The 15,599-nt window shown below is 30.7% G+C and carries 11 protein-coding genes; 3 read left to right on the top strand and 8 right to left on the bottom strand.

Features of this window, described 5'->3' with window-relative positions:
• Positions 1-302: 302 nt before the first annotated feature.
• From E4J94_RS01980 to E4J94_RS02005, 6 genes are all read right to left on the bottom strand, one after another.
• Positions 303-740: a hypothetical protein gene (locus E4J94_RS01980; RefSeq protein WP_135834231.1), complete on the bottom strand. Its 438-nt coding sequence runs from the start codon at positions 738-740 to the stop codon at positions 303-305.
• The gene (locus tag E4J94_RS01985) at positions 733-987 is read right to left on the bottom strand and encodes a DUF7660 family protein (RefSeq protein WP_135834232.1); all 255 of its coding nucleotides are present in this window, start codon (positions 985-987) and stop codon (positions 733-735) included. Before E4J94_RS01985 ends, E4J94_RS01980 begins: the two co-directional genes overlap by 8 nt.
• 218 nt (positions 988-1,205) lie before the next feature.
• A complete protein-coding gene (locus E4J94_RS01990; protein WP_135834233.1) occupies positions 1,206-1,973 on the bottom strand; it encodes a HEPN domain-containing protein in 768 nt (255 codons plus the stop codon).
• A 162-nt stretch (positions 1,974-2,135) separates the two neighbouring features.
• Positions 2,136-3,089 (bottom strand): hypothetical protein, encoded by a 954-nt coding sequence (locus E4J94_RS01995; RefSeq protein ID WP_135834234.1) that lies wholly within the window; start codon positions 3,087-3,089, stop codon positions 2,136-2,138.
• 553 nt (positions 3,090-3,642) lie between these two features.
• Positions 3,643-4,077: a T6SS immunity protein Tdi1 domain-containing protein gene (locus E4J94_RS02000; RefSeq protein WP_135834235.1), complete on the bottom strand. Its 435-nt coding sequence runs from the start codon at positions 4,075-4,077 to the stop codon at positions 3,643-3,645.
• A gap of 80 nt (positions 4,078-4,157) precedes the next feature.
• Complete coding sequence (locus tag E4J94_RS02005) at positions 4,158-4,673, bottom strand: hypothetical protein (protein WP_135834236.1); 516 nt, start codon at positions 4,671-4,673, stop codon at positions 4,158-4,160.
• 1,838 nt (positions 4,674-6,511) lie between these two features.
• Between E4J94_RS02005 and E4J94_RS02010 the strand changes: the two genes are divergently transcribed.
• From E4J94_RS02010 to E4J94_RS02020, 3 genes are all read left to right on the top strand, one after another.
• Positions 6,512-9,502 carry a SusC/RagA family TonB-linked outer membrane protein gene (locus E4J94_RS02010; protein ID WP_246034234.1) on the top strand — a complete coding sequence of 997 codons (2,991 nt, stop codon included), beginning with the start codon at positions 6,512-6,514 and terminating at the stop codon, positions 9,500-9,502.
• A gap of 10 nt (positions 9,503-9,512) precedes the next feature.
• Positions 9,513-10,901, top strand: coding sequence for a RagB/SusD family nutrient uptake outer membrane protein (locus E4J94_RS02015; protein ID WP_135834237.1), 1,389 nt, complete (start codon positions 9,513-9,515; stop codon positions 10,899-10,901).
• Positions 10,902-10,964: 63 nt separating this feature from the next.
• On the top strand, positions 10,965-13,490 hold the full coding sequence (locus E4J94_RS02020) for a YqiA/YcfP family alpha/beta fold hydrolase (protein WP_135834238.1): 2,526 nt from the start codon (positions 10,965-10,967) through the stop codon (positions 13,488-13,490).
• 48 nt (positions 13,491-13,538) lie between these two features.
• On the opposite strand, the gene E4J94_RS02025 is transcribed toward E4J94_RS02020, so the two are convergent.
• The gene (locus E4J94_RS02025) at positions 13,539-13,826 is read right to left on the bottom strand and encodes a DUF6520 family protein (protein WP_135834239.1); all 288 of its coding nucleotides are present in this window, start codon (positions 13,824-13,826) and stop codon (positions 13,539-13,541) included.
• A gap of 72 nt (positions 13,827-13,898) precedes the next feature.
• Positions 13,899-15,344, bottom strand: a complete 1,446-nt coding sequence (locus E4J94_RS02030; RefSeq protein WP_135834240.1) for a DoxX family protein — start codon at positions 15,342-15,344, stop codon at positions 13,899-13,901.
• Positions 15,345-15,599: the final 255 nt, after the last annotated feature.

Genomic DNA, 15,599 nt, shown 5'->3' on the forward strand with positions numbered 1-15,599 from the left:
GTTGCACGTTTTTGGACAAAGAGGTCCGCCAGAAAAGTATCTTATCGGAAACAAACTTGCTTCTGTGAATTAACTTTTACGGGTAAGGGAATTTGTGTTTAAAGCACAAAAAAACAGCCAAAACGCATGAAGAAATACAACTTCAACCACAAAAAAAGCAGTAATCCTAAAATTACTGCTTGTATATCTTAAAGCCACATTTCGAAAACCCCATAATACATAAAGCTACTCCGGTTCCGTTCAACGGGCTTTCATCTCTAGCCCTCCGGGCAAGACGAAAGCTTAGTTATTATCTGTAGTTTTTATTTTAGTTGTTTAATTGTTTCTACTTCTTCCTTGTCGATGTCAAAGTTTAATTTTGTTGTCATATAAATTGGACTGTCAATGCCTAATAAATTTTTGTCAATAAATTTACTAAAGTGCAGAACTCGGAACTCATTTTTAAATGTCGTAATTGTTAGATTATTTATATCAACAATAGATATTTTCTGATTTCTTTGTTTTGTCCAAATTGGCAATGCAATTTTGTCGCTTGTATCATTCCAAATAATTGGTCCGCCGCTCCAATCATTTAGCTTAAGTTTTTTGTCGTCATAAATTAAATAACATTCTCCACCAATCGGTGCCCCCATTGCAATTTCGTAAAGTTCTCTAAATTCAATTTTATATTTTCCATTTGGAGATAGCAGGTTCTTGTCGATATTTGAAAAATTCCAAGGGTTTGGATATTCGTTATTCATAAATTTTTGCACCTTTAAAAATGTCAGCAAATATTGACCAGTCTGGCTTGTCAGCATTTATATTTAAGTTCATATTGTCGTAATAACCTTGAACGTCTTCTGTGTATGCACTTAACGCTTCCAGAAAGTCAGGCAAAGTTTTGTTTTCCCAATTTTCAGGATTGTCCAAAAAGTCCTTGCGTAGTAAGTCAAGGAACTTAATAAAAGTTTGTCTGTCCGTTACTTTAAAGTCGTTAAGTGTGTTCATAAAATTGGCTATAACATTGTTTTTTCACGAAATTGATCTAGCTTTTGTTTCGTGAAATTAAACACAAATATACAAACAAAACTACATTGTATACCTTATTGTGTAAAATATAAAGCCTCACTAAAAAAAACTTAGCGAGGTTCTATATTATATTGTTTTTTGTCTTCAATAATATTGCAATACATCACTAGCCCTACCAGCAAGAACAAAGCGAAGTTTTATACGTAGTTTTTTTGAAATTCAATTTGAGGTATGATTTTATATAACTCAATCATATTATTAATTAAAGCTTTAAGTGAAATTACAATTGGGGTTTTATCATTAAAATACTCGATTGGATTTTTTATTTTTTCACTTGAATATCTAAAATCATCAGGTTTATAATACGAACAAAAAATACAGTTAATTATTAATATCAATAATATTTTCGGACCATATTTTATTTGATAATAATATTGTTTCGAAGGTTCTTCTAATTTTTCTTTAATATATTTTTTTATGATTTCATCTTCGTTTTCAAAGTCTAATACTTTCTGAAAATCAGGCATTTGATCTATGTATTCTAAATTTTTAAAATAATCAACCATCAAATCGAAATGACTTTCATTATCTTCTTTATCTCTGATAAATTCATTTTCTAAAATGTTACAATATTCATTCACGATAAATCCTACGAATTCAGATGGTTCTAATTGTTTAGATTTTTCGTGAATATCCATTAAATCAGCCTCATTAATTAAATTACTTACAATAGGTGAAGTTTTAATATACTCAATATATTTATCGTAAAGCTTTATAAAGTTATGACTAATTTTTTTTAAATCTTTTTCTTCGATTAAATTGATTTTTAATGCTATTGATTTGATTAACTTTTCTTGACTTTGATGGAAATGATATAATGAATTCGAAAAGTTTCCATTTGTGTAAGTTAATTTACTTACTTTTAAGTCTTCAAAGCTTAATTGAAATAAATAATCAGTATTCATAGAAAATTGTTTTTTTACAAAGTAAAATATAGTCTTAAAAAACACCTATATCTACATTCTGTTAAACTAAACTCAAACATACAACAACCATTTAACAATAAATTACGATTTCCCGCAAAAACAAAAAACCTCTCTAAAAATCACTTCTAAAGAGGCTATTATTTATACTATTTTGTTCTTTGTATCTAAAATTATAGTTGTTAAACAGTTACCAATATCATCTGCAGGTTTTTCTTTAGATTTCAATAAATCAATATTTTTCATAAAAAATGATAGCTTATCTTTATTGCTTATGCTATAAAATTGCCCTGAATTAAATTCAAATCTTGTTCCATGAGAATGTGCAAGCCAAATATCATAATAAAATTTTTCACTAGAAGATAAAGCATTTTTTCTTGAACTATTTTTTAGAGTGCTAATTATATCATTTTCTTCGTCAACTTCAAATTCATTTTCAAATTGCATAACAGGCGTGTTAAAAATATACCTGAATAATTTTTTTATTGCATTAATTCTAGTGAAATCAGAGTATTTTTCAAGAAGTTTTATCTTGTATTTGTTTAAAATATCTCTCAATGTGGTTAAAGAACTAAATAAATAGTTTTGATCAATTATTAATTTTTTTTCAAAATTAGGCTCTCTTTGATTTATACCTGCGGTTTCTTTGTATATTGAATTAACAACTAAATTATTGTGGATTAACAAATTTCTAGTTGCTTTTATTTCTAAAAGCTCATTCGTTAATGTTTCCGAAATAATTGTTTCATTGAGTCCTGTGGTCTTTGCAAAGAACTTTTGAATTTCAGTTAAGTTTTTATAGCTAATCGAAATAATTTTATTTTCAACTGCTTGTTTTAAAGGGTTTCCATCAATTAACTCTTCTTTAGAAATATTTTCACTTTTGAAATCTAACTTATCTGGGATATTCATAAGTAATATTCTTAGAGTATCATTTAGTGAGTTTTCAAAAGAAGAAATAGCTAGGATAAACAAGCCTTCAAGAATAATTGAATCCGTATTAGATGCCTTTAGTTGTCTTATTTTTTCTATCCTTTCTAACGCTTGTTCGATTGGTTTAATTAAGTCTTGTTTAAGTAATAAAATTGGTTTTTCCATTAAACGTATTTTTTATTTAGCAAATCTGATGAAGTACGCAGTTAGAAGCGATAGCGATGAAATGTGTACATTATCGGATGTAATCCGTCAGTCGATGTAACGCGATTCATAGCATAGCGTAGAATTGCGTTACATCATTGTTTTTTACGAAACTACTATAGCTTTAGTTTCGCTTAAATAACAAATATAAGAATTAATCTAATTTATAACCATTATTGTGTAAATAAACAAAGAGCTCTATATAGAACCCTTTGTTATATTAAATCTGATATATTTACATATAAAAAAATACTCTGGAGTTAGACAAACCTAAAATTAACTCCAGAGTACTATTACTAACATTAACCTTGCCTATAAGCTAACACGACTAATTTAGTATAATGTTTTTAAACTAAACGTTTTTAATTACTTAATATCTTTTACTTTCTTTACAAACTCCTCGTAGGTATCAGATTTTTCATTTTCCCAATTCGTTGGGTCTATAAAATCATAAATATTAACTCTTAATAGTTATTACAATGAATTATCCTAAAGAATTAAGAAAGTTTAGATATTATGTATAATTTATATTAAAAGCTATTTTTTGACCATCTTGTAAATCTTTAATTTGAAATGCTAAATCTGAAGAAAATTCAATTAATTTATTAAAAGGTAGTTTTATAATATTCTCTAATTCATATTTACCACCTAACACAGCAGGTTTTATAAGCGTGAATTTCTCATTTTCACTTAGTTTACCAAATGTTCTTATTGCTTCAGTTTTTAAAAAATTAAGATTCCAATCTTCGATAAATTCCTTAGTTTTTTGAATTTCTAGAAACTCTTCTAGACTTTCAGAAATTTTTTCACATTGTAATTCTTCAGGACAAATTCTCCAAATAGATTTATCATTATTTAATAAAATTAAATTACCAAAGTCATTTTCATCAATGATTTTAATAAATTTAATATTTAGCCATTCCCATTTATTGTTAATAATTTCAAGCATATGGTGAAGTAAAAAAATAAAGCAAACATACTAATAACAAAGCTGAATATACTAGCTTCAAACTCATTATGGTATTATAATTAGTTCTTAGGCTTTATATAAATAGCCTTTCTACCTGTTGTTTCTTCTGAACTGACCAACTCATCGTTTTTTAAGTTCCTCATAACACCAGCGATAGCAACAGAAGTAATATCTTTTGGTACTAATTTCAACCGAACTAACTCCTCTTTTATTTCAGCAACAGTTTTACCTTTATTAAGAAAGTTAGTATTTACTATATGCTCTCTAATTTTTGATGTCAATTTTAAAGATTCTATTCTATCTTTAGGTAATTCATTTAGAGGTTTAAGAGGAATTTTAAAGTCTAATAATGTTTCCAATGGATACTGAACGGCTTTTGCATATTCAACGTAATAATCTATATTGGTTGTTATACCTTTTTCAATACTATTAATTGTGTTTTCTGTTATAGATGTTAATATAGAAATATCTTTTCTGGTATAGTTTAATTCTATACGCTTATTTAATAAAGACTTACCTAACTTTTCTCTATAAGCAGGTGAAACTAATCTATCTTTTCTATTATTACTACTCAACTCTAATGTTATTTTAAATTAATTAGATATAAATTTGCATGTAACAAAATATTTATCTATATTTGACTATAATTAATTAAGCGACAGTTATTAAACTCGAGTCTTGTTATCGAAAACGGCTAATTTAAGATGACGCAAGACCAATAGGGTTGTCGCTACCTCATATTTTGTATATTTGCATTCTATGGGGTGGTTTTCTCTATCGGATATTTCGTCAAAGGTTCTTAGCCGTACCTCGATTTAAATTGAAGATAGGAAATCGCCCCTCTTCATATCTCGACTCGTTCCATAAAACCCAACACAAAATGAGAACGAAACAATTTCCATTCATCCGTAAAAAACCACCAGACAAAGTCTGTTTGTTTTTTCCATTCTTTTAAAGAACAATACTCCGTTTTTATAACATTTTTAAAACACGGATCGTAAAGCAAAGGACTATCCTTTCTTTACACGCTCTCTATCAGAGCCTCGGTAAGGAGACTTTGAAAGCATTCGTTTTATCTTTTTTATTCGCACACTAAATGTAAAACGTTTAATATCATTTTCCAAATTTATTGGGCTCTGCTACCTTTTTTGTTTGTTGTATTATGTAATAAGTACAGATTAGATGTTAGATATGAGATTTTAGTATTGAGAGGATTGTATTATGTAAAAAGTACAGATTAGATGTTAGATATGAGAATTGAGATTTTAGAGTTGTTGAAAGTGATAACGAATTTGAGTATTGAAACAGGATGAAAAAACCGGCATTAAAACTCTCACGTTAAGAAAATGGTTGAATGGAGCGTTAAAAAGGTTTTAGCCCGCAGGGTTTGTAAAATCTTTAGAGAAATGAGAACATTTTTAGTAGAGAGGTTTACGGCCTTGACTTTTTGGTTACTTTTTAGTCAAGTAAAAAGTGACATTAAAGAAATGGAATACCTAAGCCATACTATGGCTTCTCCTTTTAATTTCAAATGTTTTTTGCGCTCAAAAAATGAAAAAGAAGAGATTCTTCGACAGGCTCAGAATGACAAAGTCTGTAAAACGTAAAACTTAAAAAACCTATGTTTCTATTGTGGTTAAAGATAGAATTGATAAAAAACACGTAAAACGTTAAGCGTAATACGTATAACGTAAAAAAATAAAACCCTTTTCCCAAAAACAAAGTTGGCGCGATGTACTGGAAAAGGAGTGGCTTTTAAAACTAATGTTGAATTTTAAAAAACTTATGTAAAATTATGAAAGAATAAACAGATTCACACTCTATCCCCCGAAGACACCCTAAGAAGGAAGTAAATGATCTTCATAAAATGATTAGTGTTAATTGTTAGTTTTCATTTATTAATGTAATTTTTAAAACCTGTCTATATCGGGGGATTTATAAAGGATGCGATTCTGAGACAAGCCCAGAATGACAAAATCTGTTGTTTAAAAGTGAATTTGAGTATTGAAAAAGGATGAAAAACCGGCATTAAAACTCTCACGTTAAGAAAATGTTTGAGTGCAGCGTTAAAAAGGTTTTAGCCCGTAGGGTTTGTAAAATCTTTAGAGGAATGAAAACATTTTTAGTAGAGAGGTTTACGGCCAAGAGTTTTTTGATTACTTTTTTGCTCATAAAAAAGTGATAGAAAGATTCTTCGACAGGCTCAGAATGACAAAAGACGTAAAACGTTAAGTGTAAAACTTGATAAAACCTATGCTTCTATTGTGGTTAAAGATAGAATTGATAAAAAAACGTTGAGCGTAAAACGTAAAAAAATAAAACCTCCTTTCCCAAAAACAAAGTTGGCGCGATGTACTGGAAAAGGAGTGGCTTTTAAAACTAATGTTGAATTTTAAAAAACTTATGTAAAATTATGAAAAAATTTTACTTTAAACTCAGTAGGCAGTCATTTGCTGTATTATTGGGATTGTTTTGTGCAACACCATTGTTGGCACAAACAGGAAAAACCGTTACTGGAACGGTGAAAGATCATAACCATTTGCTCTCTGGCGTGGTCGTAACAGAAGAAGGTACACAGAATAGTGTGCGAACTGATGCGAATGGATATTATGCATTAACCTTACAACATGATGATGCTAAACTAATTTTTGAGCAATTGGATTTCCCTATTCGTGAAGAAGAGGTGCTGAATAGAAGTGTGATAAATGTAAGTTTCACAAAAGAGGACGACGAAATTCAACTAAAAGATGTGGTGATAAATGCAGGGTACTATGCTGTAAAAGACAAAGAACGAACAGGTTCTATTACTCGTGTTACCGCAAAGGAAATAGAAAATCAGCCCGTGAATTCTGTTTTAGATGCTTTGCAAGGTCGTGTTCCTGGTTTAGAGATTACACCAACTTCTGGAACAGCAGGCGGCGGCTACACCATTCGGATAAGGGGACAAAATAGTATTGCTGCAGGAAATAATCCTCTATTTATAATAGATGGTGTTCCATTTGATACCAATTCGATGGGAGATACTTCTACTTCTGCACAAATCTTTTATGGGTCAACTATAAATCCTTTAAATTATATCGATCCACAATCTATACAATCTATCGAAGTTTTGAAAGACGCCGATGCAACTGCTATTTATGGGTCACGGGGAGCAAATGGTGTGCTATTGATTACCACTAAGAAGGGCAAAGCAACAAAAACAAGTATTTCTATAGATGCGTCTACCACTGTTATTAACCCTACTAAGTTTCCTAAACTACTTAATACAGAACAATATCTAGAAATAAGAAAAAAAGCATTTGCCAACGATGGTGTAACGATGTATCCAACTATAGCCTACGACATAAATGGAACATGGGATCAGACCAGATATACGGATTGGCAAAAACTACTTATTGGGAATACAGCTTTCAATCACAACATTCGTACGTCTATAAACGGTGGGAATGAGCAAACTAATTTTATGATAGGTGCCAATGTCATGAAAGAGTCTTCTGTTTTCTATGGTAATTATGCGTACAATAAATTCAGCTTTTTTTCGACACTAAACCATAAAACAGCGAATAACAAACTAAAATTGCAATGGACAACTAATTATGGACAGGATAAAAACTATTTGCCTACACAAGATTTGACAAGAATTGCAAGAACACTTGTTCCAAATGCACCACGGTTGTTTAATGAAGATGGTAGCTTAAATTGGGAAAACAATACTTGGACAAATCCACTTGCGGCACTCAATGCTAGTTACCGTAATAATACACGTAATTTAAATACAAATCTAAATACAAGTTATCTGTTGATGGATAATATTGTTTTACGATCTAATGTAGGATACAATCGATCAGATTTAGATGATATACAACTTAATCCACATACCATTCGCAATCCTTCTTTTGGTGCTACAAGTCAACAATCTAACATGACTAAAAATTCTGGGCAACATGAAGGGTGGTTAATAGAACCCCAATTGGATGCTAATTTTAATTTAACTGCTTCGAGTAAACTAAGTGTATTAATTGGTGGAACTTTGAATAGCCAAACAACAACTAAGTTGGTGATTATGGCAAGTGGTTTTACAGACAACCAGTTAATGAATGTATTAAGCGCTGCTAAAAATGTGACGATATACAAGGATACTGAAGAGCAATATAAATATGCTGCTCTGTATGGAAGAGTAAATTATAATCTGCACGAAAAATACTTTTTCAACTTAACAGGACGAAGAGATGGATCGAGTCGATTTGGTCCTAATCATCGTTTTGCAAATTTTGGTGCTATTGGTGCCGCTTGGCTTTTTTCGAAAGAAAGTTTTCTACGTGAAGTATCATGGTTGAGTTTTGGGAAATTACGAGGAAGCTATGGGGTAACAGGAAATGATCAGATTGGAGATTATCAATACCTAAACACCTATAACATCAGTCAAAATGGATATGATGGGAATATACTATTGACAACAGCACGTTTGTATAATCCTGATTTTTCGTGGGAGAAAAATAAAAAGTTGGAATTTGCTATAGAAACAGCATTCCTAAAAAATAGAATTAACCTAACACTGAATTATTATCAAAACCGATCAAATAACCAATTGGTTGGCTATAGTTTACCCGCTATAACAGGTTTTACCTCTATACAAGCAAATTTGAATGCTGTTGTAGAAAATAAAGGTTGGGAAATGGATTTACAAGTTGTTCCTATAAAATCTGCTAAATTCAACTGGTCAACTTCTTTTAATCTTACTATTCCTAAAAATAGATTGGTGGCATTTGATGGTTTAGAAAACACCTCCTATGCAAATATCTATGTGATTGGAAAATCATTGAACAGCAAGAAAATGTATCATCTGCAAGAGATAAATCCAACAACTGGTTTGTATGAGTTTACAGATTATAATGGTGATGGAAAGATAACCGCAATAGAAGATAAACAACAAGTTGTATCATTAGACCCATCTTTTTATGGGGGTTTCTCCAATTCTGTTTCTTATGAAAACTTTAATATCGAGCTCTTTTTTCAATTTGTCAAGAAAAAAGGATTTAATGAATTCTATGGGACTACTATGCCGGGTACAATGTATAATCAGCCTGCTTCTGTATTAAATCAGTTTCCAAATGGGGTAATTCAGAATTATTCAAGTGGCTCTAATTCCGCAGCGACAGTTGCTTATTCTAACTTTAATAATAGTGATGCGATGGTAACCGATACCTCTTTTATTCGATTGAAAAACGTGTCATTGTCTTATAAACTTCCTCTAAGTAAAAATCAGTCCAATCAATATGTGATTTATGCGCAAGGTCAGAACCTATGGACATGGAGTAAGTATAAATACGGTGATCCAGAGCAGACAACTGGTTTTCTTCCTCCTTTGAGAAGAATTTCGATAGGATTTAAAGCTAATTTTTAATGACACAATTATGAAAAAATATCAAAACATAGTAAGCTATTCTTTATTCGTTTTCCTAATAGGAAATACGATAATAAGTTGTGAGAATTTTGTGGAATTAGATTCTCCAAAAGGGCAATTGAACCAAACAGATGTATTTGAAAATAACCAAACGGCACAAGCCGCTGTTACTACTTTATATGCATTATTACGTGATAACAGCTTAATAGCTGGTAATTTATCTAGTGCTGGTTTTTACATGGGAATATATTCAGACGAGCTGGATAGCTATGCTGCTCCTAATAGTGTTGCAGATTTATTTTACAAACATCAAATTATCCCTACAAATAGTGGTGTGAAAGAGGTTTGGACAAGTTCCTTTAAAGTAATATACGAATGCAATGCGGTAATAGAAGGTGTAGAAAAATCAAAAGGATTGACCTATGAGCAAAAGAAACAATACAAAGCGGAAGCTGTATTTATTCGCTCGTTAACTTATTTCTATTTAACCAATTTATTTGGAGATATTCCATTTATTACAACAACAGATTATACCATTAATCAGAAAAGTTCAAAAACAAATCATCAAAATATACTTCTTAAAATTGAAGAAGATCTTATTGAATCAAAACAACAATTAAGTGAGCTTACGTCAGTTACAAGTAACCTTAGGGCGAACAAATATAATGTTACAGCATTATTAGCACGTCTATACATCTACCAGGAGAAATGGGAAAAAGCTGAAAGAGAATCAACAGAATTGATCAATTCAGGTAAATTTCAGTTAGAGAATGAGTTGAATAAAGAGTTTTTGAAAGAAAGTCGTTCTACACTATTCCAATTAAAAGCCAAAGCTGAAGGTGGTAATTCTAATGAAGGTAGTATTTACATTTTTGAAGCTGGTCCTCCTCCTAATGCATCTTTATCCCCTCAACTATTTGAATCTTTTGAGCCAACTGATTTGAGAAAACAACAGTGGACAAAACAAATTACTACTAATGGGAAAAATTGGGTAATGCCCTTCAAATACAAAGAGAAGTATGTGACAACAACAAGTAAAGAATATACCATTGTTTTTAGACTTGCTGAACAGGTTTTAATTCGAGCTGAAGCACGAATGAGATTAGGCAACTTGAATGGAGCAAAAGGGGATATAAATAGTATTCGAAATAGAGCTGGATTAACACCTATCACAACTTCATCTTCTCAAGATATTTTTGAAGCTATTGTAACGGAACGTCAACATGAATTTTTTACAGAGCATGGCCATCGTTGGTTTGATTTGAAACGATGGAAATTGGCAGATCAAGTCTTAAATCCCATAAAAACAAATTGGAAAGCAACTGACGTATTATTACCAATTCCAGAAGCCGAACTCTTAATTAATCCAAATCTATTACCACAAAACAAAGGCTATTAAGAAATTGTACTACAAATACAACGTCGCAAAAAGGCATTCATACAAACATCACAATTAGTACCAATGGAAAAAATAAGTAAAATAATATTCCTCATCCTATTGGGATTGATTCTCTCGACCTACAACGTCTTTAGTCAAGAGATAAATAAGAAAAAATATACACACGATTTAGACAGTATATGGTCTACTAATACTACAATTAATAACATTAGCACTAACGTGAATTGGATTGAAACCTCTGAATCATTTTTAGGTAAAAATATCATTCGATTAATTCATTCTTCTACTTCTAAGACTATAGAAAGAGAAAATACAAAAAAGAGTTTATTTTCTAATAATGAACATTTTGCAATCCTTTTAAGTGAAAGCAAACTTGAAATAATCGATTTAAGAAATTCGAAAAGCGTTCTTATTTTGAATAAACCAATTAGAAAAGTAGAATTTGATTCGACCAATCAACAGCTTGCTTATTTAACAACTGATGATGTTTTGACGCTATTCGATACCAAGACGGAAAAATTTGTTACAAAACATAATGTTTCCAACTTTAGTTGGAGCCCTGCTTCATCTACATTAGCAATTCTTTCTAAGGATGGAAAAACAGTTGGTTTTTATAGCTCAAAATTAGAGGCTATTGATCAGATATCAAGTGATATAGGCACGTACATTTTTAATGATCGATCTCCTCTAAATAATTGGAGTAAAAATGGACAGTATTTTTCATTTCTTGAAAAAGAAAATGAAAAGAGAAAAATAGTTCGTTATGCATTCCAAACAAAAAGGCTGAATTTCATCAATGTAGAAGATTGGTTGAAAATAAATCCTTCTCATTCCTTTTTTGATGAATCTGTTCGTGTATTAGCGGATGGAAAGTATATTGAATTTCAACTAAATGAAAAAAGTACCGAAGATTCTTTAAAAGGAATTGAAAAGTGGTCTACCAACGATACGTGGATCTATCCCAAAGAACAATTAATGAAACAAAAAGATGGTTATAAACGGTTTATTTGGACTGTGGATGAATACGATTCTGTTACGGAAATAAAAGGAAACCAATTCGCACTTAATAGTAATATCCACTTTGCCTTGACATTTGATAGAAAACAGTATGAACCACAATATAGATATTTTGAAATTGCAGATGTTTATTTAAATGATTACCAATCAAAAAAATCATATAAAATAATCGATAGTCTGTATACCAATCCTAATTTTATTTCTGTTTCACCAAATGGGGAGTACATTGCTTATTTTAAAACAAAACATTGGAATTTGTATGATGTAAAAAAGCAAACGCATAAGAAACTAACAACAGTTCTTTCTCAAGTTTTTTATGATAGAACTAAAGCAGAAACTGACAAACCGCCTTTTGATCAGCCATATTGGTCAGAGGATGGAAAATTTATTGTACTAACGTCAACCTATGATTTGTGGCAGTTTAGTATAGATAAAAATGAAGTAAAGCAAATTACCTTTGGAGAACAAAAAGAAGAACACAATCGTTTGGCATCTATTAATTTAACGAACTCATCAAATCGTAGTATTGACATGAATAAACCACTGATCATTAAACTCCTTAAAGATGATCAGTCGCATGGAATAGCGTTCTTAAAAAAGGGAAAAGTGATACATTCTTTCAGAACTGATGCCGAAATCAATCAAATTTACAGTGATAGCAACAAAAATAAATTGTATTACAGAAAAGCAAAATACAATGAATCACCCTCTATTCATGAACTTTCAACTAATCATACAACGCGTATTATTTACCAAAGCAACTCTAAGCTAAGTGAATACGACTTAGGTTTTTCTAAAAACATAAACTATACATCTATAAATGGAAACGTGATGAATGGCTCTCTTTTATATCCCTCTCAATACGATTCAACTAAAACATATCCAATGGTTGTGTACATTTATGAAAAGAATTCGTTTAAAGTCAATGAATTTACTTTACCATCTAAAAATTCACCTATCGGATTTAATTTCATGGACTATGTATTAGATGGCTATTTTGTTTTGTTACCTGATATAGAATATGAAATTGGAAACCCAGGTTATTCAGCCTTAGTCAGTGTAGAAAATGCCGTAAAAAAAGCTGTAGAACTACCGACAATTGATCAAAAAAGAATTGGTTTAATTGGACATTCATTTGGAGGATATGAATCAGCCTATATTTCTACACAATCTAAATTATTTAAAACAGCAATTGTTGGTGCAGCCGTGACTGATTTAGTTAGTTTTTATCATGATTATAATAAAGATAATTACTCAGATCAATTATGGCGAATAGAAAATTACCAATTTAGAATGGGTGATAGTTTTTACAAAATAAAAGATCAATATTACAAAAACTCTCCCTTACAACATGTCGAAAAATTACAAATACCAATATTATTATGGACAGGCAAAGAAGACTATAATGTAAATTGGTACCAAAGTATTTATTTCTATATGGGAATAAAACGGTTAGGAAAAAGTGCAGAATTACTTTTATTTGATCATGAAGGACATGCCTTAAAAAATAAAACCAATCAACAATTTTTATCCACTAAAATAAAAAATTGGTTTGATACGTATTTAAAATAAAAGAACGGAGCATAATGCTCCGTTTCTATTTAAATTAAACTTAAATGCTTATTGACGATATAGTGGAATACTACACGAAGTTTCTGATACATCTCTCAATTCAAAAACATCTTTTTCAATTCCATTTTCATTCACAGTACATGGTAATCCAATTGTTGTTGAACAATCAACTTTTACGTCATCACAATGATTCGTAGCAGCATTATAAATATATCCTGTCATTAATACTTCTTCTTCATTGTTTTGAGAAGTTTTATTTTCAGTGGCAAATGCAAAAGCAACAGCCATCATTCCTACCCCAATAGGTAGCGCTTTTTTTAGAAAATTTGTTTTCATCTTGTATAATTTTAATGTGGTGACTTACTCTATTGTACAGGTTTTCGGTCATCCCCTGCGTTGCGCAACGATTTATTTTCTTTTGTTATAGATATAAAGTTCATGATCTACAATTGCAAATATTTTGTTTTTGTAAATGATGAAATTTCTAAGTTGTTTTTTGGGTGAATGGTAGAGGTAAAAACTATGGGTATAGGTTTTGTTTACCAAATCGTACTGATCAAGTATACTTGCCCCTTCTATTTTTTGTTCAAAATTACCCAGTCGATCAGTCGATATATAGAGTTGGTTACCATAAGTAGAGGCTAATTTGTTTACAAGTAAGGTTTGTGGACCTAGCTTATATTGCTTTGTTTTTTTATAATAGCCTACATCGATCTGAACTTTAGAAATAGTATCAATGGTGTGTCCTGTTTTCATTTCAGCTAAATCAGCATCAAATTCGAGGTACTGATTTTTGTAGTAATAGACGTAGATAAACTTTTTCAATTGGGAATTCCATAGTAATGTTCCGTCCGACTCAAATGTTCCGTCAAGTTGTTTTTCTAGACTGTTATAGTTAAGCTGAAGTTGATGCTTTGATAACAATCCCAATACATTAGCTTTTACTTTGGTACTATAAGTTGCTATCCCAAACTTAGAAGAATCTGCGACCACAAATTGATTATAATACACCTCTCCTTTAGAAATAGTTTTTGCTTTCCAATCATCAATTTTACCTCGAAATAAAATGCCAACCGAACCGTCTCCTAAATAAAAATAAGGTGTTTGTACATAAGCAATCACTCTTTTGTAAGGCAGTTTATATTGATCAATTTCTAGTTTTATATCCTTCATTTGATTAGCGAGATAATCATATCTTTTAAGAAATAATGGTGTTTCTGTATTGGCTAAATAGAGATAACAACTGTCAATTCCTGCGATATAATAACCAGTTGATTCTAAATTGAGCATAGTTTGTTTTTCTGCTAAATGCGGAATGTATTTACGCGTAAACGCATTGTTATACTGAGATTTCTTTTCTGATAAACCATATAAAATGGTTACACTAATAATCCCGACAATAGTAAGAGTGGTTTGTTGAATTACATAACCTCTCCATGTTTGAGAAATGTTTGTTATTCTAATGCCAATTAAAGCTAATCCTACAAAGACACCATTAAAAATCAGATGTTCTGTCCATCCCAGTTTTTCTAAAACACCACCACAAGAACAAGGTGTAAATGCCGTGAAATGTAGAATAATCACAATATAGGTGGTGAACATCACCATTAAGAAAAGTGAAATCTGTAAGGCAATTATTCGGAATCGATCAAACATCAAAAGAACCGCTGTTACCAGTTCTATTGTTATGACTCCATACGAAATAGGAATCGCATAGCTTGCTAACAAAGGCGATTGTCCTAACTGCGTTTGAAAGGTTTCAAAATCCATCAGCTTGCTTACAGCCGCGTAAATAAACAACACAATAAATAGGTAGCAGATGAGTGTTTTTATAATAGGTGTTAATTTTCTCATGTTTTTGTGTTTTAGAGTTAACGGTAAAGTGTTAACAATTAATATTATACAAAGTTCAGAGAAGTTATTGAGCAAGTCAATACCTATTTTTAGAAAAAACAGACCAATTTTTGTTAATTCTACTCATTTTTTTGAAAAACCTCTTATTTTTGATGAGTTTTAGAATTGTTCTATATAAGGTAATCTTATTTTAACCAGATTATTTGAAATCCTTTTTCTCGATATAAAATTCTTTCAGAATTTCACTCGAAATGA

The organism is Empedobacter tilapiae (assembly GCF_004785645.1).
GTDB classification, from domain to species: Bacteria; Bacteroidota; Bacteroidia; order Flavobacteriales; family Weeksellaceae; genus Empedobacter; species Empedobacter tilapiae.